This is a genomic window from Streptomyces sp. 378 (genome assembly GCF_030124145.1).
In the GTDB taxonomy this organism is placed as follows: domain Bacteria; phylum Actinomycetota; class Actinomycetes; order Streptomycetales; family Streptomycetaceae; genus Streptomyces.
The window spans coordinates 34963-57375 of sequence record NZ_JASKMS010000005.1; the positions used below are offsets into that span (position 1 = coordinate 34963).

At 71.4% G+C, this 22413-nt stretch carries 17 protein-coding genes; 7 read left to right on the plus strand and 10 right to left on the minus strand.

All coding sequences use genetic code 11. The features are described from left to right. The first annotated feature begins 69 nt into the window (after nucleotides 1-69). The 4 genes from QNO09_RS08935 (at nucleotide 70) to QNO09_RS08950 (ending at nucleotide 9144) form a co-directional block, all read left to right on the plus strand. Entirely contained in the window at nucleotides 70-1440 is a 1371-nt protein-coding gene (locus tag QNO09_RS08935) for an alpha-amylase (RefSeq protein WP_283969541.1), read from the plus strand. A 197-nt stretch (nucleotides 1441-1637) separates the two neighbouring features. Beyond that, nucleotides 1638-7061 carry a pullulanase-type alpha-1,6-glucosidase gene (gene pulA, locus QNO09_RS08940; RefSeq protein WP_283969542.1) on the plus strand — a complete coding sequence of 1808 codons (5424 nt, stop codon included), beginning with the start codon at nucleotides 1638-1640 and terminating at the stop codon, nucleotides 7059-7061. A gap of 71 nt (nucleotides 7062-7132) precedes the next feature. Further along, on the plus strand, nucleotides 7133-8755 hold the full coding sequence (locus tag QNO09_RS08945; protein WP_283969543.1) for a SpoIIE family protein phosphatase: 1623 nt from the start codon (nucleotides 7133-7135) through the stop codon (nucleotides 8753-8755). A 32-nt stretch (nucleotides 8756-8787) separates the two neighbouring features. Next, the gene (locus tag QNO09_RS08950) at nucleotides 8788-9144 is read left to right on the plus strand and encodes a 5-carboxymethyl-2-hydroxymuconate Delta-isomerase (protein WP_283969544.1); all 357 of its coding nucleotides are present in this window, start codon (nucleotides 8788-8790) and stop codon (nucleotides 9142-9144) included. A 6-nt stretch (nucleotides 9145-9150) separates the two neighbouring features. Here the strand turns inward: QNO09_RS08950 and QNO09_RS08955 are convergent, their stop codons facing one another. The 3 genes from QNO09_RS08955 to QNO09_RS08965 form a co-directional block, all read right to left on the minus strand. Beyond that, nucleotides 9151-9867 carry a TetR/AcrR family transcriptional regulator gene (locus QNO09_RS08955; RefSeq protein WP_283969545.1) on the minus strand — a complete coding sequence of 239 codons (717 nt, stop codon included), beginning with the start codon at nucleotides 9865-9867 and terminating at the stop codon, nucleotides 9151-9153. Nucleotides 9868-9960: 93 nt separating this feature from the next. Then, entirely contained in the window at nucleotides 9961-11883 is a 1923-nt protein-coding gene (locus QNO09_RS08960) for a hypothetical protein (protein WP_283969546.1), read from the minus strand. A 48-nt stretch (nucleotides 11884-11931) separates the two neighbouring features. Continuing rightward, nucleotides 11932-12459, minus strand: coding sequence for a tetratricopeptide repeat protein (locus tag QNO09_RS08965; protein ID WP_283969547.1), 528 nt, complete (start codon nucleotides 12457-12459; stop codon nucleotides 11932-11934). 163 nt (nucleotides 12460-12622) lie between these two features. On the opposite strand from QNO09_RS08965, the gene QNO09_RS08970 reads away from it, so the two are divergent. Next, the gene (locus QNO09_RS08970) at nucleotides 12623-13078 is read left to right on the plus strand and encodes a hypothetical protein (protein WP_283969548.1); all 456 of its coding nucleotides are present in this window, start codon (nucleotides 12623-12625) and stop codon (nucleotides 13076-13078) included. 70 nt (nucleotides 13079-13148) lie between these two features. Here QNO09_RS08970 and QNO09_RS08975 read toward each other — a convergent pair whose 3' ends face one another. The 5 genes from QNO09_RS08975 to QNO09_RS08995 all read right to left on the minus strand — a co-directional run bounded on the left by QNO09_RS08975 (nucleotide 13149) and on the right by QNO09_RS08995 (nucleotide 18698). Further along, the gene (locus QNO09_RS08975; RefSeq protein ID WP_283969549.1) at nucleotides 13149-14690 is read right to left on the minus strand and encodes a DUF1996 domain-containing protein; all 1542 of its coding nucleotides are present in this window, start codon (nucleotides 14688-14690) and stop codon (nucleotides 13149-13151) included. Between the two features lie 284 nt (nucleotides 14691-14974). Continuing rightward, on the minus strand, nucleotides 14975-15985 hold the full coding sequence (locus QNO09_RS08980; RefSeq protein WP_283969550.1) for an SDR family oxidoreductase: 1011 nt from the start codon (nucleotides 15983-15985) through the stop codon (nucleotides 14975-14977). Between the two features lie 164 nt (nucleotides 15986-16149). After that, a complete protein-coding gene (gene glnII, locus QNO09_RS08985) occupies nucleotides 16150-17181 on the minus strand; it encodes a glutamine synthetase (protein WP_283969551.1) in 1032 nt (343 codons plus the stop codon). Nucleotides 17182-17535: 354 nt separating this feature from the next. Continuing rightward, nucleotides 17536-18219 carry an SCO2207 family protein gene (locus QNO09_RS08990; protein WP_283969552.1) on the minus strand — a complete coding sequence of 228 codons (684 nt, stop codon included), beginning with the start codon at nucleotides 18217-18219 and terminating at the stop codon, nucleotides 17536-17538. Nucleotides 18220-18338: 119 nt separating this feature from the next. Beyond that, the gene (locus QNO09_RS08995; protein WP_283969553.1) at nucleotides 18339-18698 is read right to left on the minus strand and encodes an arsenate reductase family protein; all 360 of its coding nucleotides are present in this window, start codon (nucleotides 18696-18698) and stop codon (nucleotides 18339-18341) included. Between the two features lie 229 nt (nucleotides 18699-18927). Between QNO09_RS08995 and QNO09_RS09000 the strand changes: the two genes are divergently transcribed. Continuing rightward, nucleotides 18928-19242: a hypothetical protein gene (locus tag QNO09_RS09000; protein ID WP_283969554.1), complete on the plus strand. Its 315-nt coding sequence runs from the start codon at nucleotides 18928-18930 to the stop codon at nucleotides 19240-19242. Nucleotides 19243-19300: 58 nt separating this feature from the next. Here QNO09_RS09000 and QNO09_RS09005 read toward each other — a convergent pair whose 3' ends face one another. Continuing rightward, nucleotides 19301-20356 carry an aldo/keto reductase gene (locus QNO09_RS09005; protein ID WP_283969555.1) on the minus strand — a complete coding sequence of 352 codons (1056 nt, stop codon included), beginning with the start codon at nucleotides 20354-20356 and terminating at the stop codon, nucleotides 19301-19303. 104 nt (nucleotides 20357-20460) lie between these two features. Here QNO09_RS09005 and QNO09_RS09010 point away from each other — a divergent pair, with 104 nt between their 5' ends. Then, nucleotides 20461-21117 (plus strand): TetR/AcrR family transcriptional regulator, encoded by a 657-nt coding sequence (locus tag QNO09_RS09010; protein WP_283969556.1) that lies wholly within the window; start codon nucleotides 20461-20463, stop codon nucleotides 21115-21117. 62 nt (nucleotides 21118-21179) lie between these two features. Here the strand turns inward: QNO09_RS09010 and QNO09_RS09015 are convergent, their stop codons facing one another. Then, nucleotides 21180-22364: a winged helix DNA-binding domain-containing protein gene (locus tag QNO09_RS09015; RefSeq protein ID WP_283969557.1), complete on the minus strand. Its 1185-nt coding sequence runs from the start codon at nucleotides 22362-22364 to the stop codon at nucleotides 21180-21182. Between the last annotated feature and the right edge of the window lie 49 nt (nucleotides 22365-22413).

A 22413-nucleotide genomic window follows, 5' to 3' on the forward strand; every position in this document is an offset into this window, starting at 1 on the left:
ACTATCTGCGTCACCGCAAGGTTTTGTGAACCTTGCAGCAAGAACCTTCAACGAAGAAGGAAGCCCCACATGGCACGCAGATACCTCGCCGTCGCCGCGCTCACCGCGGCGTCGGTTGTCATGAACCCGACTGGTGCGCAGGCCTCTCCGCCTGGCACCAAGGACGTCACCGCCGTCCTCTTCGAGTGGAACTTCGCCTCGGTCGCCCGCGAGTGCACCACCGCCCTCGGCCCCGCCGGATACGGCTACGTGCAGGTCTCCCCACCTGCCGAGCACATACAGGGACCGCAGTGGTGGACCTCGTACCAGCCGGTCAGCTACAAGATCGCCGGCCGGCTCGGCGACCGCACGGCCTTCCGGAACATGGTGGACACGTGTCACGCGGCCGGGGTGAAGGTCGTCGTGGACGCCGTCGTCAATCACATGGCGGCGGGCAGCGGCACCGGCACCGGCGGCTCGTCGTACGGCAAGTACACCTACCCCGGCCTGTACTCCGCGCCCGACTTCGACGACTGCACGAGCCGGATCGGCAACTATCAGGACCGCTGGAACGTCCAGCACTGCGAGCTGGTCGGTCTCTCCGACCTCGACACGGGTGAGGGCTACGTCCGCGGCGCGATCGCCGGGTACATGAACGACCTGCTCTCCCTCGGCGTCGACGGCTTCCGCGTCGACGCGGCCAAGCACATGGACGCGGCCGACCTCGCCGACATCAAGTCCCGGCTGAACAATCCGTCGGTGTACTGGAAGCAAGAGGTCATCCACGGCGCCGGCGAGGCCGTCCAGCCCACCGAGTACACCGGCAACGGCGACGTCCAGGAGTTTCGCTACGCCTACGACCTCAAGCGGGTCTTCCTCCACGAGAACCTCGCCTACCTGAAGAACTACGGCGAGGGCTGGGGCTACATGAACAGCGGCGTCTCCGGCGTCTTCGTCGACAACCACGACACCGAGCGCAACGGCTCCACCCTCAGCTACAAGGACAACGCCACCTACACCCTGGCCAACGTCTTCATGCTGGCCTGGCCCTACGGCGCCCCGGACATCAACTCCGGCTACGAGTTCACCGACCACGACGCCGGTCCGCCGAACGGCGGCCAGGTGAACGCCTGCTGGCGGGACGGCTGGAAGTGCCAGCACAACTGGCCGGAGATCAAGTCCATGGTCGGCTTCCGCAACGCCACCCGGGGCCAGGCGGTCACCGACTGGTGGGACAACGGCGGCGACGCCATCGCCTTCGGCCGGGGCGGCAAGGGCTTCGTGGCCGTCAACCACGAGTCCGGCTCCCTGACCCGCACCTACCGGACCTCGCTGCCGGCGGGGACGTACTGCGACGTGCAGAACAACACGCTGGTGACGGTGGATTCCGGCGGCCGGTTCACGGCGACCCTGGGCGCGCGCACGGCCTTGGCGATCCACGTGGGCAAGTCCGCCTGCTGACGCGGAAGAACACCCCTTCCCGGTGCGAGCGGCCCCCGCGGCACGTCCTGTGACGGCTGGGGCCGCCGTGCCGGACCAACTCCGGTGGCTGAAAGTTCTTTCCAATGGTTTCAGAACTCTTGCTGTAAGGGTTTCGGCGGCGATACGGTCGCGCGGGGTCGGACCCGAGAGAGCCGCAACGCAAGGAGTCCACGTCAGTGATACCGAGATGGCGTGCGCCCTCAAGGCGCCGAACCGCCCGTGCCGGACGGGTCGCCGCGGTCATGGCGACCGCGCTGACCGCGGCACTCGTCCAGCCGCTCGCCGCCGGGGCGGCCACCCCGCCGGCGCCTCCGTCCGACGCCCGGCTGGCCGCCGAGCCCGCCCGGCACGACGCCACCCGTGAGCAGTTCTACTTCGTCCTGCCGGACCGTTTCGCCGACGGTGACCCGCGCAACGACAAGGGCGGCCTGACCGGTTCGCGCCTGTCGACCGGCTACGACCCCACCGACAAGGGCTTCTACCAGGGCGGCGACCTCAAGGGCCTGACCAAGAGGCTCGACTACATCAAGGGCCTGGGCACCACCGCCCTCTGGATGGCCCCGATCTTCAAGAACCAGCCCGTACAGGGCACCGGGGCGAACGCGTCGGCGGGCTACCACGGGTACTGGATCACCGACTTCACCCAGGTCGACCCGCACTTCGGCACCAGCAAGGACCTCGAGACCCTCATCGACAAGGCCCACGCCAAGGGCATGAAGGTCTTCTTCGACGTCATCACCAACCACACGGCCGACGTCGTCGGCTACAAGGAGAAGTCGTACGACTACCTCTCCAAGGGCGCGTTCCCGTACCTGACGAAGGACGGCGTGCCCTTCGACGACGCCGACTACGCGGACGGCCGGCGCGGCTTCCCCGCGGTCGACCGGGACTCCTTCCCGCGCACCCCGGTGGTCACCGAGAAGAACAAGGTGCCGTCGTGGCTCAACGACCCGACGATGTACCACAACCGCGGCGACTCCACCTTCGCCGGTGAGAGCTCCGCCCACGGCGACTTCTCCGGACTCGACGACCTGTGGACCGAGCGGCCCGAGGTCGTCCGCGGCATGGAGAAGATCTACCAGCGCTGGGTGCGGGACTTCGACATCGACGGCTTCCGGATCGACACCGTGAAGCACGTCAACATGGAGTTCTGGACACAGTGGGCCACCGCCCTCGACGCCTACGCCGCCAAGCGGGGCCGGGACGACTTCTTCATGTTCGGTGAGGTCTACTCGGCCGACACGAACGTCACCTCCCCGTACGTCACCCAGGGCCGGCTCGACGCCACCCTCGACTTCCCCTTCCAGGAGGCGGCCCGCCAGTACGCCTCACAGGGCGGCAGCGCCCAGAAGCTCGCCGGTGTCTTCGGTGACGACTACAAGTACACGACCGGCAAGGCCAACGCGTACGAGCAGGTCACCTTCCTCGGCAACCACGACATGGGCCGGATCGGGTTCTTCCTGAACCAGGACAACCCGAAGGCCACCGACGCCGAACTGCTCAAGAAGGACCAGCTCGCCAACGAGCTGATGTTCCTCAGCCGCGGCAACCCCGTCGTCTACTACGGCGACGAGCAGGGCTTCACCGGCTCGGGCGGCGACAAGGACGCCCGGCAGAGCATGTTCGCCTCGCGCACCGCCGACTACCTCGACGACGACCGGATCGGCACCGACCGCACCCACGCCGAGGACGCCTACGACACGAGCGCACCGCTCTACCGCCGGATCAGCGCCCTCGCGGCACTCCGCAAGGCCCACCCGGCCCTCACCGACGGTGTCCAGCAACAGCGGTACGCGGCCGACGGCCCGGGCGTCTACGCCTTCTCCCGCACCGACGCCAGGACCGGCACCGAGTATGTCGTCGCCTTCAACAACGCCGGCGAGAAGAAGACCGCGACCTTCCCGACCGGTTCGGCCGGCATGACCTTCAAGAGCATCCACGGCACCGACGCCGCCCCGAAGAGCGACGGCGGCAAGAAGCTCACCGTCACCGTCCCGGCCGGCTCGGCGATCGTGCTGAAGGCGGCCGGCCGGCTCGCCCCGCCCGCCACCGAGCCGACCCTCACCCTGAAGGCCCCGGCGGCCGGCGCCACCGGCACGGTCGAGGTCACCGCGGACGTCGACGGCGGGCAGCTCAACCGGGTCGTCTTCGCCGCGCAGACCGGCCACGGCACGTGGCGGGTCCTCGGCTCCGCCGACCACGCCCCCTACAAGGTCACCCACACCATCGGCAAGGACGTGCCGCCCGGCACCGCCCTGCGCTACAAGGCCGTCGTCGTCGACTCGGCCGGCCGCAAAGCGAGCGCCCTGGCCGCCTCCACCACCGGCACCCCGCCCGCCGCGGAGCCGCCCACCGCGTCCATGCGCGACTACGCGATCGTCCACTACAAGCGCGCCGACGGCGACTACGCCGACTGGGGCCTGTACGCCTGGGGCGACCTCGCCGAGGGCGAGGCCACCGAATGGCCCAAGAGCCGCCCCTTCACCGGCCGGGACGCCTACGGCGCCTTCGCCTGGGTCAAGCTCAAGCCCGGCGCCTCCAGCGTCGGCTTCCTCGTCATCGACAAGGACGGCACCAAGGACGTCTCCACCGACCGCACGATCGACGTCACCAGGACCGGCGAGGTCTGGATCGAGCAGGGCAAGGACACCGTCACCACCGAGCGCCCCGAGTATCCGGCGCCCGACACGAGCAAGGCCGTCCTGCACTACCACCGGGCTGGGGGTACCTCCCAGGCTTTCGGCTCTGGGGGAGGGAACTACGACGGCTGGGGCCTGCACGTCTGGACCGGCGCGGCCGACCCCACTGACTGGTCGAACCCCCTCAAGCCGGTCAAGACTGATTCCTATGGCGCAGTCTTCGAGGTACCGCTCACCGACGGAGCCACCAGCCTCAGCTACATCCTGCACAAGGGGGACGAGAAGGACCTGCCCACCGACCGGTCGCTCGACCTCAAGGCGAACGGCCACGAGGTGTGGCTGGTGAGCGGCCAGGAGAAGCACCTGCTCCCGCAGCCCGCGGGAAGCGCCGCCGCCCTCGACCTGACCACCTCCAAGGCCGTCTGGATCGACCGGCACACCCTCGCCTGGAACGGCTCCGACGCCGCCGCCTCCACCCAGCTGCTGTACTCCCGCGACGGCTCCCTCGCGGTCAAGGACGGCGCCCTGACCGGTGACGCCAAGTGGCTGCGCCTGACGAAGAGCGAGCTGACCGACGCGCAGAAGGCGAAGTTCCCGCATCTGAAGGCGTACGACGCCTGGAGCGTCGACCCGCGCGACCGCGACCGGGTCCGCGAGGCCCTGCGCGGCCAGGTCGTCGCCGCCCAGCACGCCGCCAACGGAGCCGTCCTCGCGGCGACCGGCGTCCAGATCGCCGGTGTCCTCGACGACCTCTACGACGCGACGAAGGCCGACCTGGGACCGACGTTCCCCAAGAACCGCCCCACGCTGTCCGTGTGGGCGCCCACCGCGCAGCGGGTGTCCCTGGAGATCGGTGACTCCACCGTCCCGATGCGGCGCGACGCCGGCACCGGCGTCTGGTCCGTCACCGGCCCGAAGTCCTGGAAGGGCAAGCCCTACCGGTACGTCGTCACGGTGTGGGCGCCCAGCGTCCGCGAGGTCGTCACCAACAAGGTCACCGACCCCTACTCCCTCGCCCTCACCGCCGACTCCAAGCGCAGCCTCGTCGTCGACCTGGACGACACGGCGCTCAAGCCCTCCGGCTGGTCGGCGTACACCAAGCCGAAGGCCGTGCCGCTGCGGGACGCCCAGATCCAGGAGCTGCACATCCGCGACTTCTCCGTCGAGGACCGGACGGCGAAGCACCCGGGCACCTACCTCGCCTTCGCCGACAAGGCCAGTGACGGCTCCCGGCACCTGCGCGAGCTGGCGAAGGCGGGCACGTCGTACGTCCACCTGCTGCCCGCCTTCGACATCGCCACCATCCCGGAGAGGAAGGCCGACCAGGCGACGACCGACTGCGACCTCGCCTCCTACCCGGCCGACTCCGACCGACAGCAGGAGTGCGTCGGGAAGATCGCCGCGAAGGACGCCTACAACTGGGGCTACGACCCGTACCACTACACGGTCCCCGAGGGCTCCTACGCCACCGACCCGGACGGCACGGTCCGCACGGTCGAGTTCCGCAAGATGGTGAAGGCACTCAACGACGACGGGCTGCGGGTCGTCATGGACGTCGTCTACAACCACACCGCCGCCAGTGGCCAGGAGAAGACGAGCGTCCTCGACCGGATCGTCCCCGGCTACTACCAGCGGCTCCTCGCCGACGGCTCGGTCGCGAACAGCACCTGCTGCGCCAACACCGCCACCGAGAACACCATGATGGGCAAGCTGGTCGTCGACTCGATCGTCACCTGGGCCAAGGAGTACAAGGTCGACGGCTTCCGCTTCGACCTCATGGGCCACCACCCGAAGGCCAACATCCTGGCCGTCAGGAAGGCCCTCGACGCGCTCACCCTCGCCGAGGACGGCGTCGACGGCAAGAAGATCATCCTGTACGGCGAGGGCTGGAACTTCGGCGAGGTGGCCGACGACGCCCGGTTCACGCAGGCCACGCAGAAGAACATGGCCGGGACGGGCATCGCCACCTTCTCCGACCGTGCCCGTGACGCGGTGCGCGGCGGCGGCCCCTTCGACGAGGACCCCGGCGTCCAGGGCTTCGCGTCCGGTCTGTACACCGCACCCAACTCCTCGAAGAACAACGGCACTCCCGCCGAGCAGAAGGCCCGCTTGCGGCACTACCAGGACCTCATCAAGGTCGGGCTCTCCGGCAACCTCGCCGGGTACCGCTTCACCGACACCGCGGGCCGGGAGGTCACGGGCTCCGAGGTCGACTACAACGGCGCCCCCGCCGGCTACGCCGACGCCCCCGGTGACGCCCTCGCCTACGCCGACGCCCACGACAACGAGTCCCTGTTCGACGCGCTCGCCTTCAAACTGCCCGCTTCGACGAGCGCGGCCGACCGGGCCCGGATGCAGGTCCTCGCCATGGCGACGGCCACCCTCTCGCAGGGGCCGGCCCTCTCCCAGGCGGGCACCGACCTGCTGCGCTCCAAGTCCCTGGACCGCAACTCCTACGACAGCGGCGACTGGTTCAACGCCGTCCACTGGAGGTGCGAGGACGGCAACGGCTTCGGCCGCGGGCTGCCCATGGCGGCCGACAACGCCGACAAGTGGCCGTACGCCAAGCCTCTGCTGAACACGGTCGAGGTGGGCTGCGAGCAGATCGAGGGCACCTCGGCGGCGTACCGCGACCTGTTGCGGATCCGGAGCACCGAGAAGGACTTCTCCCTCGGCACCGCCGAGCAGGTGCAGTCCCGGCTCTCCTTCCCGCTGTCCGGCAAGGACGAGACACCCGGCGTGATCACCATGCGGCTCGGTGACCTCGTCGTCGTCTTCAACGCCACGCCACAGCGACGGGAACAGCGGGTCGCCGCGCTCGCCGGGACCGGCTACCGGCTGCACCCGGTGCAGGCGGCGGGGGCGGACTCTACCGTCAAGTCCTCCTCCTACGCGGCGGAATCGGGCACGTTCGCCGTTCCGGGGCGCACGGTCGCCGTCTTCACCCGGACCGCCGGATAGCGCACTACGTTGGGTGGGGCGGGCCGTGACCCACGGTCCGCCCCACCCACACGCCCCGAGGGGCCGCCGACATGAACGCCAGCGGCAGGCAGCACAGCCCCGGCACCACCGTGCTGGTCGTCGACGACGTCGCGGCCAGCCGGTACGCCATGGGCGCGGTGCTGCAACGGGCCGGCCACCGGGTGGTGCCCGTAGCCAGCGGCGGTGAGGCGCTCGTCGAACTCGACGCACGGCTGCGCGAGGGCACCCTGCCCGACGTGGCCCTCGTCGACGTCGGCCTGCCCGACATGAGCGGCTTCGAACTGTGCCGCCGGGTCCGGGCCCGGCCGCCCATGGCCGCACTGCCCGTCGTCCACTTCTCCGCCGCGGCGACCGCGCCCGGCGACCGGTGCCGGGGACTCGACGCCGGCGGCGACGCGTATCTGACCGTGCCGGCCGAGCCGCTGGAGATCCAGGCCGTCGTCCGGGCCGCCGTACGCGGAGCCCGCCGCGGCACGGGCGCCGAGACCGTCGTCCACCGGCTGACGCTGCTGGCCGAGGCCATCATCGCCGTGCAGGCGGCCCGCTGTCCGCGGGAACTCGCCACCGCCGCCGCCGACGGCACAGCGGCCCTCACCGGCTCGCCCGCCGTGGTGTACGTCATCGACCCGGACGGCGAGTCCCACCGCGCCACCGCCCGGGGCCGCCCCACGGCGGACGGCGACGCACACCAGGCGGCGGCACGGCTGGTCACCCGGCTCGCGGAGGGCCGCTCCGGCGTGCACACCAGTGTCGTCCCCGCGCCGCTGTGGCCGGCCGGGATCTTCCGGCCGGGCGTCGAGGAGGACGCCCGCCTGACCGTGGCGAGCGCCCAGAACGGCGGGACCACGGTGTGCCTCGCCACGCCCGTGCGGCGAACGGTGATCAGCGACCCCGCGGACGACGGGCTGCGCGCCCGCCTCGCCCAGGCCACCGCGCTCGCCGCCGAACCGCTGCTGATGTACCGGGTGGAACGGCACGTCGCCCTCACCCTCCAGCACAGCTTCCTGCCCCGGCCGCACAAGCTGCCGCACCTGCCGGGCGTCGACATCGTCGTCCGCTACGTGCCCGCCTCCGAGCAGACCGAGATCGGCGGCGACTTCTACGCCGCCCTGCGCACCCGCGACGGGGTGCTCACCGCGGTCGGAGACGTCGTCGGGCACTCGCTGGACGCGGCCACCGTCATGGTCGAGATCCGTCACGCCCTGCGCGCCTACTGCGTCGACGAGAGCGACCCGGTCGTACTGGCCGCCCGCCTCGACCGGATGCTCCAGCGGTACCACCCCGATGTCACGGCCACGGTGTGCCTGGCCCTGGTCGACCCCGGCAGCGGACGGGTCCGGATCGCCAACGCCGGCCACATCCCGCCCCTGATCCTGCGCGACGGGGGTGTTGCCCGGTACGCCGACGTCTGCGGTCCGCTGCTCGGGCTGGGGCTGGAGCGGCCCCCGGCGACCGAGTGCCGTCTGCACCGCACCGACCGCCTGCTCATGGTCACCGACGGCCTCATCGAGACCCGCGGCGTCCCCCTCACGACCTCCATGGACCAGCTCCGCACGGCCGCCGCCGACGCCCCGGCCGGCCTCGACCCCCTGTGCGACGTGCTGCTGGGCTGCTTCGGCCGCGACCGCGAGGACGACATCGCGATGCTGGCCCTGCGGTTGGGGCCTGTCTAAGGTGAGTCCACTGGTCCAGAACAGGAGTACTGATGCCGCAGATCACCGTCGACTATTCCGCCGACCTCGCGGACGGCTTCGACCGGCGTGGATTCGCCCAAGCGCTGCACGAGGCGACGGTCGAGATCGCGGCCGCCAAGCCACCGGCCTGCAAGAGCCGGTTCCGCCCGACCGAGGACATCGTCGTCGGCCCCGAAGCCGAGGGGCACGCCCATGTGCACATCCACATCGCGCTGCTCGCCGGACGCACCGACGAGACGAAGGCCCGGCTCACCCAGGCCGCACTGGACTTGCTGCGGACGTATCTGAAGCAGCCCGAGGGGCTCGCGCTGCACGCCTCCGCCGAGGTTCGTGACCTGGACCCCTCGTACGCGAAGTTCGAGAGCTGAGACCGCTCAGCTCGCCAGTGCGATGAGCCGGCCGGCCAGGTGCGCGAACGGCCCGTCGGCCGGCTCGTCCTTCATGATGGCGCGCAGCAGCTCGGCCATCTCCTCGTCGTAGGCGGCACTGACGGCGGCGAGGGCGGCGAAGTCATTGACGAGCTGCGGCTCCAGCTCCTCGCGCGGGATGCGCCGGCCGTCCAGCCAGATCAGCGCCGTCGACTCGGCGAGCGAGATCCAGGACCGCACGACCAGTTCGAGGCGCGCTGGCGGATCGGTCACACCCAGGTGCGAAAGGATCTGGACATACGCGGCCTGCCGCACGGAGTCGACGAGCGCGTTGGTCGTCGAGATGGTGCTCATCGAACAGGCCCCGCCTGCGGAGACCGCCGGGCCGCCGCGCATCAGCGCGGAGAAACCGGGCCCGTGCTCGTCCACGAAGTCGAAGTAGCGGCGCATCACCCGCAGCAGCCGCGCCCCCAGCGGACCCTCGTGCGGCTCCACGAAACGGGCCGCCAGATCGTCCGAGGCCCGCTGCAACGCCGCCTCGTACAGGCTGAGTTTGCCGGGAAAGTAGTGATAGACCAGCGGGCGTGAAATGCCCGCGGCCGACGCTATCTCGTCGATGGAGACCTCGTCGGGCGAGCGGCGGCTGAACAGTTCGAGGGCGACGCCGATCAACTGCTGCCGTCGCTCCTCGACTCCCATTCTGCGGCGAACCCCGATAGTCATACGAACACCTTACCGATTGATTCCGGCCTCGAACGGGCCGGATCGATCGCGGAGCTCCACCCGAGGCCCCCGGGTGGGCGCCGGAAGCGCCCGTCAGTGCAGCCCGCTGAGCGAACGCCCGTCCTTCAGGGTCCCCTTGAGCTCAGCCTGCGCTCCCTGCTCGGCCGGCACGGTCAGCAGACTGCTCCGCGCCTCCCCCTCCACTGCGCCCGTCGCCCGGATCGAGGCGGTCTTGTGGCCGCCGGCGGCCAGCAGGTACCAGTCGCCGCCCTTCGACTTCCACAGCACACCGGCCAGCACATGCGGGTCACGGACCCCGCACGCCGGGACGTTCTCGGCCTTCGCCGCCACCGCCCCGTACGCCCCGCCCGGCGTGTGGAACTGTGCCAGCACCCGTGCCCCGCCGCCCCGCCAGGTCTCGGCCCGGGTGCACACCCACGCCGCCGAACCGCTCGCGTCGGGCAGCGGCTGCTCGTTGAACGCCCAGGCGTTGACGCTCCGCACCCCCGCCGAGCGCACCGTGCCCAGGGAGCAGGCGAACGGCTGCCAGGTGCGCAGCGCCGCGGCGCCGGACACCTCACCGGGGGAGCCCGGCCGTCCGACGGTGAGCCGCGCCGGGACCAGCTCGCCGAGGTCGGTCAGCAGCCGGGTCCGGGAGCCGTCGGTCACTTGCAGCGCATTCCACGAGGTACAGGGGCCGGACCGCAGAGCCGGACTGGCCAGCGGCGCGGTCACCCCGTCGGTGAGCGTGAGGTCCATCGCGCCGGGCCCCGGCTTCATCAGGTCCCGCTCGCTCGCCTTCGTCACCCAAGGGGCCGTCAGGTAGCGGACGTTGCCGTCGGACCGGCCCAGGACCAGCGCGCCCGCCTCGGCCCGGCCGGCCCCGTCGACCCGGGCGAAGTCGAGGGCGGCGCCCTGGGTGCTCTCCTTCGGCTCGGCGTAGCGGGCGATGCGCAGACCGTCGTAGAGGATCACCACGCGCGCCGCGTCGACCGTCCCCGCGAACAGGAGCTGGGGCGGTCCGGCCGGGCCGCCGGAGAGGGTGCCGGGCGTCACCGACACCTGGACCGTCTCGCCGGGGCGGGCCCACACGGCCAGGGCGCGCCGCAGCAGGGCCTTGTCGCCGGTGCGGTCGCCGCGGGCCGGCCACACGGAGAAGTCGGTGCGCGCCGAGTTGCGCCACACGCCGGACGGGACTCGGGTCAGCTTCGCCGGGTCCAGGGCGGCCTGCGCGGCCGGGTTGCGGGCGTACGGGGGTGCCGCGGCGCCCTCGGGGCCCCAGCCCTCACCGGGCAGACCGAGCAGCGCCCCGCACACCAGCAGCGCGGCGCCGCCGGCCAGCGCGGCCCGCAGATGCTGACGGCGGCGCATCAGGTCGGTGGGCCGGGCCTGGAGCGAACAGGGGTCGAACTCGGGGGAGTCGAGCAGCCCGTACTGGGCGGGAATCCCGTCGGCCTCCAGCACCGCGCCCTCCGGGTCGGCGACGCCGGCGGCGGCGAGGACCTCGCAGACCCCGTCGTCGGTGAGCCGCTCCAGACCACGCAGCGCGTACGCGGCCCGGGCCGGGCCCGACAGGGTGGACAGCCGCTGGTCCAGGGCGAGTTCGTCCGCGCCGCCGGAGCGCGGGAACAGCTTCAGGCCCCACACGTGCGGCAGCAGCGGCGGCAGCTGGGACCTCTTGGGCCACGCCTTCACCTTCAGCGGGACCCCCGCCTCCAGTGCCGTGCGCAGTACGTGCACACGGATCAGGGCGTAGCCCGGGTCACCGTCCCGCCCGGTGGACTGGGCCGGGATCACCGGGGCCGGTGTGCGGGTGCGGGGGAGTGCCCGCTGGGTGAGGGCGTGCGCGGTCAGGACGCGGCGGCTGCGGCCCAGCCCCGGCGGCAGCGCCAGATAGGCCAGCCGGACGAGCCGCGGGTAGTGCTCGACGAGCGCGGCCTCGGCCTGCTCGACGTCGACGACCGGGCCGGCGGGGGCGGGGGGTGCGGGGCGCTGGGCGACATCCTGTGACTGCACGTTCAGCAGAACGAGCGAATCGTTGGATGGTCACCTGGCTGCGGAGCGTCACGCCCCCGGGTGCTCCCCGGGCTCCACGAGCAGTCGGGCGTAGTGCGCCATGGACCGCTGGTAGCGCGGCAGATGCGGGGCCAGGGCGCCCAGGGTCAGCGCCAGGGCCTCCCGGTCGCGGCCGAGGCTCGACAGGCACAGGGCGAGGAAGGCGCGTACGGCGTCGTCCAGCTCGTCGGACGGCGCGACCAGCTCGGGCGTCAGCAGGGCTACGCCCTCCTCGGCCCGGCCGACGTTCCGCAGCGAGCTGGCCAGCTGGATCTTCGTCCGGCGGGCCTTGTAGGGGCTCACGTCGGCCAGGCCGAGCCCCAGCGCCTCCTGGTACAGAGGGACCGCCTTGTCGGAGCGGCCCGTGGAGTCCCAGGCGCAGGCCTGCTCGAAGGGGCCGTGCGGACTGCCCTCCGGCAGCTCGGCGACGAGGGCGTCGACGTCGGAGCGGAAGCGGGCCTCGTCCTCCTCCGTCTCGGCGTAGTCGTCGAAACGGTCCCAGAGGGCGGCCACACGGTCTTCCCAGTCCTGATCCACCCGGACACCCTCGCACACGCGTGCACACCGGGGCAGCGGGATTTTGAGCACGGCGGGCGCCGCAGCCGTATCGAGGGCGAGAGCCTCGTGCCGGGGCTCCGTGCGGCATGCGTCCGGAACGTGCCGTGACAGGGACCGTGCCGGACAAGGACCGGAGGAACAGATGAGGGTGACCCGACCGATGCTCGCGCTGAGCGGCGCGGTGGCGATGCTGGCGCTGACCGGCTGCGGCGGATCCGGCGACAAGGACGAGGCTGCCGTTCCCGAGGCGGTGACCGGCAGCCTGGAGCACATCGCGGCCGAGGCCGACTGCAAGCCGAACATGCAGACCGACGCGGACACCATCCGCCAGGCGCTGTGCAAGAAGGGCAAGGAGAAGTACGTCCTCGCCACCTTCGCCACGGACCGGGGGCAGCGCGAGTGGATCAACACGGCCAAGGACTACGGCGGTTTCTACCTGGTCGGCCGCAAGTGGGTGGCCGTCGGCCACGAGGATGTGCTGCAGACGCTGCGCGGCACGCTGGGCGGCACCGTGGAGGTGGGGCTCAACCACGCGAGTCACGCCCCCGGCGGCGGCAAGAGCGACGAGCCGGCGCACTCCGGTCACGACGACAACTGACCGCGTCGCTTCGGGGGACATGCGAAAGTCGGCGGTGGGAGATCCCACCGCCGACTTTTCTAGCGGTCCGTCACTCGCAGTCCTCGCCGCTGTTGATGCACTGCACCACCTGGTTCATCAGGTTCTCGTCCATGACGTTGATGAAGTCGTTGTGGTCGGTGATCGGCTTGTGCAACTGCTCCGGGAAGCCGTCCACCGCGTACGGGGCCTTCACCTGACCGTTCTCGATGGTCGGGGCCGGCACGTCGTACACCAGGCGGGCCTGCAGCTGCGGGATCGCCTGGAAGCCGTTCGGGCAGCTGCCGTCGGCCTGGACGAACGCCACGTGGTCGCGGTGGTTGGCGCTGTCGATGTTCTGTCCGTCCCAGCAGCTCTGGAAGTTGGACGTCCGCACCACCTGGCTGCCCTCGGGGCAGATCACGTACTTGTCCGTCACCTGCCGGTCCTCGAAGCCGGTGCAGCTGAACGAGGTGTTGGCGTTGGCGAGGCCGTTGGTGAAGGCCTTGGCGTCACCGGTGATGATGCGCAGGAACTTCGGCATCGCGACGACGTCGCTCTTCTTGTTGCCGACGAACTTGAGCTCCGCCTGGCTGGCCTTCAGGATCTTGCCGACGTTGCCCTCGGCGCCACCGCCCAGGTCACCCGCGTCGAACTCCTGGGTGCCGTCCTGGAGGCGCAGCACGGGCCAGTAGTAGGTGGACTTGTCGCCCTGGTTCTGGCAAGAGGTTTCGGCGTTGGCCAGGTCCTCGTCGCTGGAGAAGGCGTCGTTGTCCTGGTTGCCGACGTAGTCGTGCGTGTGGTGCGCACCGTTGTCGACACCCGGGGCGACGATCAGGTTGTCACTGTTGAACAGGTTGTTCTCGTTGACACCGCACTTCGCGGTGAACGAGCCGGTGGAACCGGAGTCCCCGTTCGCGGCGAGACCGTTCGGCAGGTCGCGGGAGTTGGGCTGGACGTCGTTGATGTTCACGAAGTCGGCAGCCACCGGGCCCGCGGCCCCGTTGCCGTTGTCGCCGACCTGACCGCCACCCTGGTCCTGACCGCCACCCTGGTTCTGGTCGCCGCCCTGGTTCTGGTCCTGACCGCCCTGGTTCTGGTCGCCGTTGTTCTGGCCACCACCGTCACCGTCGTTGGCCTGCGGCTGCTCGGCCCCCATGCCCTGGCACTCGGCGAGCTGTTCGAGGTTGCCCGGGGCGTTGCCACCCACCCGCCGGATGTTGATCCCGATCCGGTCGATGGCGGCGACGCGCTTGGACTTCAGCGGGCCGAGAATCGCGTTGTTGACGAAGCCCGGGTCACCGGCCTGCGCCTGCCGCGTGGAGGCGAGCCGGGAGTACGCCTCGGTGATCTGCTTGTCGAGGTTGGCCAGCTCCTTGTCCACCCCCTGGCGAGCGCCGTCCGGCACATCGGTCAGCTTCTGTCCTACGTCCGGGCACTGGATCGTGGCGATCTGCGCGCCCGCGGACTTCGTCTGGTTCGCTGGGTTCTCCTCGTGCGCCGAGGCGTAGAAGTTTGCCCAGATCAGCCCGCCCCCACCGAGCGCTAGGGCCGCCGATGCGGCAACGGCCTTGGTGGCCAGCGGCGTACGGCGTTTTCTTGTGTTGCGTCCCATGGAACTCCTCTGACTTCCTTTTTCGGGGGCATCGAGGCGCCCGACAGGAGTGAAGCGGCTCCCTTCCATACGCAGGCCGTCCCACGGGCGTTCAGGGGTCCCGGAAATTGATGCGAGATTCGTGAGGACTCCGTGTGCTCAACAGCCTCTGGCGCATCGGGAGTTGCCGATCACCCGCAGGGGAGAGGAGACCGGTGCGGTTTTCACCGGCCGTGGTCGAGATACGCGAGAACCGCGGGCCGGGCACCCGGCCGGGGGGGCTGGGTACACCCCGGGTGGGTCGTTCAGGCACCGGTGCCGGACGCCAGCACCTTCGCCTCCACCTCCGGATCGAGGCCCGAGCGCGGACGGTCCGGGCGCTGGGGTGCCACGCCCCCGGCGTCCTGGAGCCAGCGCCAGGTGTCCGCCACGGTCTCCTCGACGGGCCGGCAGACCAGCCCGGCCCCGACCGCCCGGGAGACGTCCGCACGATGCAGGGCGTCGTGCAGGTCACTGCCCGGCGGCACCCACACCGGCAGCTCGGTCCACGGCTCGATGCCCGCCTCCAGGATCACCCGGGGCTCGGTCCAGCGCAGTTCGGCGGCGCCGCCGGTGACCCGCGCGCAGGTGTCGAGCAGCGTGCCCATGGTGGCGTGCCCCTGCGGAGCGACCAGGTTGTACGGCCCGCTCACCTCCCGTTCGGCCGCGTGCAGGATCCACCCGGCCAGGTCGCGGACGTCCACGTACTGCAGCGGCAGGTCGCGCGGGCCCGGCGCCAGTACGGGGCCGCCGCGCGCCGTCCGGCCCAGCCACCAGGGCAGCCGGCCGATGTTCTCGTACGGGCCGAGGATCAGCCCGGACCGCACGAGCACCGACCGGTCCGCGCCGAAGGCGTCCAGCACGGCGAGCTCGCCGCCCCGCTTGTCCTGCGGGTAGGCGGTCTGCTCCGCGTCGGCCGACGCGCCCTCCACCAAGGGCGCGTCCTCGTCGTATCCGGCGGGCGGCGCCCACGCGTACACCGAGCAGCTCGACACGTACACGTACCGGCCGGCGCGGCCCCGCAGCAGCCGCGCCGCGTCCCGCACCGCGCGGGGCGCCGCCGACCAGGTGTCGACGACGACGTCCCACTCACCCGGGTCGTCGGTGAGGGCGGCCAGACCGCCGGGAACGGTGCGGTCGCCCAGCAGCGACCGCACGCCCGGCGGCGCTTCGTGCCGGCCCCGGTGGAATACGGTCACCTCCCAGCCCCGCCCCAGCGCCGCCTCCGCGACGGCCCGCCCCACGAACTCCGTACCACCCAGCATCAGAAGTCTCATGCCGGTGACTCTGCCCCGTGGGGCGAGGGGACGGAACGGGATCTGCTGTCAGCAGACGCGACGGGAGCATCTCCACGCCCTCACCCCGGCACGGCCCACTGACCACGCGAGGGGGCGCCCACCGTGAACGGTGGGCGCCCCCTCGGGAGCCGTGGCGTGCGGGGTCAGACCTGGCCGGCCTTCTCCAGCGCCGAGCAGCAGGTGTCGACGATCAGACGGGTCACCACGTACGGGTCGACGTTGGCGTTCGGGCGGCGGTCCTCGATGTAGCCCTTGCCGTCCTTCTCGACCTGCCACGGGATGCGGACCGAGGCGCCGCGGTTGGAGACACCGTAGGAGTACTCGTTCCACGGGGCGGTCTCGTGCAGACCGGTCAGGCGGTCGTCGATGCCGGCGCCGTAGTTCTTGACGTGGTCGAGGGGCTTGGAGCCCTCGCCGAGCGACTCGCACGCGGTGATGATCGCGTCGTAGCCCTCGCGCATCGCCTTGGTGGAGAAGTTGGTGTGCGCACCGGCGCCGTTCCAGTCGCCCTTGACCGGCTTGGGGTCGAGGGTGGCGGCGACGTCGAAGTCCTCGGCGGTGCGGTAGAGCAGCCAGCGGGCCACCCACAGCTGGTCGGAGACCTCCAGCGGGGACAGCGGGCCGACCTGGAACTCCCACTGGCCGGGCATCACCTCGGCGTTGATGCCGGACAGGCCGAGACCCGCCTTCAGGCAGTTGTCGAGGTGGGCCTCGACGACGTCACGGCCGAAGATCTCGTCCGCGCCGACACCGCAGTAGTAGCCGCCCTGGGGGGCCGGGAAGCCGCCCTTGGGGAAGCCGAGCGGGTAGCCGTCCTTGAAGAACGTGTACTCCTGCTCGATGCCGAAGACGGGCTCCTGCGCCGCGAACTTCTCCGCCACCTCGGCCAGCGCGGCACGGGTGTTGGTGGGGTGCGGGGTGAGGTCGATGTTCAGCACCTCGCACAGGACGAGTACGTCGTCGCCGCCGCGGATCGGGTCCGGGCAGGTGAAGACCGGCTTCAGCACGCAGTCCGAGGCGTGGCCCTCGGCCTGGTTGGTGGAGGACCCGTCGAAGCCCCAGATCGGCAGCGCGTCGAGACCGGCGGGGGAACCCGCGATGATCTTGGTCTTGGAACGCAGTTTGGCCGTCGGCTCGGTGCCGTCGATCCAGATGTACTCAGCCTTGAAGGTCACGGGCCACATCCTTCGGGGGTGTGTCTGGGCGCGTATCGCGGGTGCTGCGGCGCTGCGGCACCGATGCGCCGCGTCTGCTGCCCGGCAGCCTCGCAACAGGCGATTTCCCGGCCATTGCCCGGATGTGAACCCCGTGTTACCTGGTCTCGCTGTGCCGCACCTCACGCCGGGAGGGAGCTGTGCCAAGACGGCACGGGTCCCCGGCTCCCCTCCGTCGAGCCGGGGACCCGTGCCGCGCGGACCGGACGCGACGGTCCTGCCACCCCTGGCCGGGGGTGGCAGGACCGGTGACACGTACGAGGAGGGCGGCCGAGGGGGTGGCCGCCGCCTCATCGGTTCAGTCGGTACTACGCCTCACCCCACCTTCTCGATCAGGGCCCGGCGGATCAGGAATTTGCCGGGCTCACGGACCTGTTCGAAAGCCGCGTTGTTGAGCAGCGCACAGCTGCCGGAGACCGAAGTGACCTCCACCGTCGTGGACTTGTTGTTGTCCAGGTTGGTGACCTTCAGCTTCGTGCCGGCCGGGAACTGGTTGCTGGACGCGGCGGGCGCGCCGCCCTCACCGGAGAGCGTGACGGTCGAGCCGTTGCACACCTGCTGCCCGGAGGCCGCGGCGCCGCCGGGTTCTCCCGCGGGGGCGGAGGCGGCGGGCTGCGACGGCTGGGCCGATGCCGCGGGGGGCTGTGCCGGCTGCGCGGGCTGCGACGGCTGTGCGGTCTGGGAGTCCTGAGCCGATTCCCCGACGGCGCACCCCGACGCCTCCTGCTTCCGCTTGATCTCCGCGACGACCGCCTCGCGGTTGGCGATCCGCGCCTCGGACTGCGCGTCGGGCTTGGCCCGCTGGTCCGCGATGAACTTCTGGTTGTTGCCGAGGGCGGTGGCGAGGCCGAGGCAGACCGTCGACTCCGACGCCGACTTGGGGGTCGGCGCGGCGTTCGAGGTGCTCGCCATGACGAAGGCCCCGCCTCCCGCCACCGTCGCCGCGCTCACCAGCAGCGCGATCTTCTTCTTCGTGCCGAGAGTTCTCCTGCGCGACATGCGCGCCTCCTGAAGAGGTAGGGGAGCGTACGCCGCTATGTACGAGATACCGAACGCGGTTACTCAGCGGTTACAGGAGTCACTCAAGTGACCTGCGCCACACGAGGTCTGGCGGCCGGTCAGCGCGACAGGGCGTCCCGCACGGCCTCGTCGCTCCGGCCGACCACGGCCGTGCCGTCGTCCGAGGTGATGATCGGGCGCTGGATCAGCTTCGGGCGCTCGGCGAGCGCCGTGATCCAGCGGTCGCGCGAACCGGCGTCCCGCGGCCACTCCTTGAGCCCGAGCTCCTTGGCATCCGCCTCCTGGGAGCGGGTGATGTCCCAGGGCTCGAGCCCGAGGCGCTCCAGCACGCCGCGGATCTCGTCCTCGCTCGGCACGTCCTCCAGGTAGCGGCGGACGGTGTAGTCGGCGCCCTCGGCGTCGAGCAGCGTCAGGGCGCTGCGGCACTTCGAACACGCGGGATTGATCCAGATCTCCATGTGCACACGGTACGCGCCGACCGTTCCTGTTCGATTTCCTGGAGCCCCTCCCTTACCTCGTGATTCAGCCGTGACACGCTGCCAATTCCCATTCCCACCTGGGCATTTATCAGTCCCTACGGACTGCCTGTTGTCAGTGCCGGGCGGTAAACTGTAAGCAGTGTTCGAGGGTGGCGCCGGGGATGCCGACGTCTTCGGTGAGCCGCCCGACCGCGACAGGAGGATGCCTGTGCCCGCTGCCGCCCTGAAGTCGAAGCCGTCGCCCACCCAGTCCACCGCGAAGCGTCCCGTCCTGCTCGACCTGCCCTACGTGCCCGTGGAGAAGCGGCCGCTGCCGCCGGGCCGGCCCCGCGAGTGGTACGTGTCGCACAACCGCCGCCTCAAGGCGATGCGCCTGGCCATCGCCCTGCTCGACTCGGGCGTCTACCTGCCGAACCAGGCCCGTGACGAGACGATCCGCGACACGGCGGAACTGATCGGCGTCCACCCGCCGTCGGCCACGACGTGCCACATGGTGCGGGCGTTCATGCGCTACTCCCGCTGACCCGTCCGCTCCGGTCCGAGCGCCGGGTGCCCCGGACGGCGGGGTGCCCGGCGCTCGCTCACGCCGCCCGGCCGGGTGCCGCGAACACCGGCGGGTTCAGGCGGGCGAAGCCCTCCTGCCGCTCGTAGGGGAAGTAGGGGTAGGGAGCCGGGCGGTGACTCACCGCGTCGAGCTTCGCCACCTGCTCGGGGGTGAGGGTCCAGCCGACGGCGCCGAGGTTCTGGCGCAGCTGCCGCTCGTCCCGGGCGCCGATGAGGACGGAGGACACGGTCGGCCGCCGAAGCAGCCAGTTCAGGGCGATCTGGGGCACGGCCCTGCCCGTCTCCTGCGCGATCTCGTCCAGTGCGTCGACGACGTCGTAGAGGTGCTCGTCGCAGACGGGCGGGCCGTGGTCGGCGGTACGGTGCAGCCGGCTGCCGGACGGGAGCGGCGTGCCGCGGCGGACCCTGCCGGTCAGACGCCCCCAGCCGAGAGGGCTCCAGACGATCGCGCCGAGGCCCTGGTCGAGGGCGAGCGGCATCAGCTCCCACTCGTAGTCGCGGCCGACGAGGGAGTAGTACACCTGGTGGGCCACATAACGCGGGTGGCCGTGCCGCTCCGCGGCCGCGAGGGACTTCATCACCTGCCAGCCGGAGAAGTTGGAGACGCCGGTGTAGCGCACCTTGCCCGCCCGGACCAGTGAGTCGAGCGCGGCCAGCACCTCCTCGACCGGCGTCCCGGCGTCGTACGCGTGGAGCTGGAAGAGGTCGAGATGGTCCGTGCCGAGCCTGCGCAGGGCGTCCTCGCAGGCGCGGATCAGCCGGGAGCGGGAGGATCCCGCGTCGCTCGGCCCGTCGCCCATGGGCAGGCTCGTCTTGGTGGAGACGATCACCTGCTCCCGGCGGCCCTTGATCGCTTTTCCGAGCACCTCCTCGGACGCGCCGGCGGAGTAGACGTCGGCGGTGTCGAACATCGTGATCCCCGCGTCCAGGCAGATGTCCACCAGCCGGCGCGCCTCCTGCGCGTCGGTCGTGCCCCACGCGCCGAAGAGCGGGCCCCGCCCGCCGAAGGTGCCGGCTCCGAAGCTCAGCGCGGGGACCATCAGTCCGGACGCGCCCAATCGCCTGTATTCCATTCCGGGCCCCTTTCAGGAGCGACTCCCGCTTTAACGGTTCTGCGGTTCCGTTAGTAGTCGCTAAGGTAGCAGGGTGAGGCTGCTAACGGAACGGGAGTGCCGTTATGGATGACGGAGGGGAGCCGGGGACCATCCGGCCCGGTGGGCGCACGGCGCGGGTGCGTGAGGCGGTGCTGCGGGCGGCCGAGGACGCCCTGATCGAGCAGGGCCTCACCGGCCTCGACCTGGCCGATGTCGCGCGCCGCGCCGGGGTGGGGAAGACGACCGTCTACCGCCGCTGGGGGACCGTGACGGGTCTCGTGGCGGACCTCTTGGAGGACATGGCCGAGCAGTCCGCGCCGCGCACCGAGACCGGCTCACTGCTCGGCGATCTGACGGCCAACGCCCGGCTCGTGCAGCGGACGTTGACGGATCCTCGGCAGGGGCCGCTGTTCAAGGCCCTGATCGCCGCCGCCACGGGGGACGGGAAGACGGCCGCGGCCCTGCACCGCTTCTACGACATCCGCGTCCGGGAGTGGGCCCCCTGCGTCCGGCAGGCCGTCGACCGGGGCGAGGCACCCGAGGGCACCGACCCGCACGAGGTGATCCGCGCGGTCTCCGCCCCGCTCTACTACCACCTGCTGATCAGCGGCGGCCGGCTCGACGAGGCCCTGGCCGACCGGGCCGCCGAGGCGGCGGCGACGGCGGCGGGAGCCGGAGTGTACGTACGGGACGCGGGCCGGTCCCGGCCGCGGGAGACGGACACGCCCCGGCGTGTGTGAGGGGCGTCGCCCGTCCCGGGTGCCGGCCGGCCGACAGGCACCCGGGACGGCGACGCCCCACCTCACCCCGCCGTCAGCTCCCTCTCCAGCGGTGTGCGGAAACGCGGCGTGACCCTGGTCGCCCCCACCCACCCGCCGAGCCGCTCCGCCTCCGACCCGATCGCCGCGAGGGCTTCCCGGCCGTTGCCCTCCTCGTCGAGGATCCGCCAGATGATCTCCCCGTCGGGGCGCTGCGCCCAGCCGCCGACCACCCGTCCGTTCCACCACACCGTCGGCCCGACGTTGCCGCTGCCGTCGAACAACCGGGGCCGCAGCTCCTGCGCGAGATACCAGTCGCGCTGCCGCCACCCCATCGCGGTGGGGTCGAGAGCGGGCAGCAGCGCGGCCCAGGACTCGTCGGGCGAGGGCACGGGGTCCGCGTCCCCTTCGGCCACGTACCCGGTGCCCTCGTCCAACGCCACCGGCTCCGCCCGGATCGCGACCAGAGCCCTGCGGACCTCCGTCACGCGCCACCCCGTCCACCACTTCAGGTCGGCCTCGGTCGCCGGACCGCACGCGGCGAGCCACCGTCCCAGCAGCTGCGCCTGCGCCCCGGCCGTGTCCAGCTCGGGATGCTCGGGCGCCACGGCCCAGCGGAACCGGCTGGACGTCCAGGAGCCGAGCGGCCGGCCGCGCACGACCTTCCCCTCGACGCCCAGCACCTTCAGCAGGCGGGTCGAGACCGTGTGCATCCCCTCGTAGCTCTTCCCGGCCGCGTACACGAACTGCTCCCGCAGGCGCGGCTCGTCCTCAGCGAGTTCGCCGGCGGTCGCCTGCCCGCGCCGGGCGAGCGCGGCCAGCACCGAGTCCTCCACGTCCTTCAGCCAGGCCGCGTCCGGCGCCCCGGCCGCCGCCATGTGTGCGAGCAGCGCCGCCCGTTCCCGGGCGGCGACCGCCAGACCGGTCGAGGCGTGCACGACGGCGGCCAGCTCGGTGGGGAACACGAACACCGTGTGCCGCATGCCGTGCATCCGCACCAGGGAACGGTCCTCGTACAGGGCCCGCCCGGTCTCCTCGACGGTCCCTGCGGAGTCCGCGAGCCGGGCTCCCACCGCGAGATACACCGTCGCCGGGTCCGTGCCGTGCAGCGCGACCAGGGAACCGGCGACCTCCTCGGGTGTCCCGGCCCGCGCCCGCCCGACCAGCCGCTGGCGCAGCGCGAGCCGGGCCCGCCGCTCCATCACGCCGATGTACCGCTGCCCACCCATGACGGCCTCCACTCCTCACGCCCGGACCCGACTGCATCATCGCGGACGC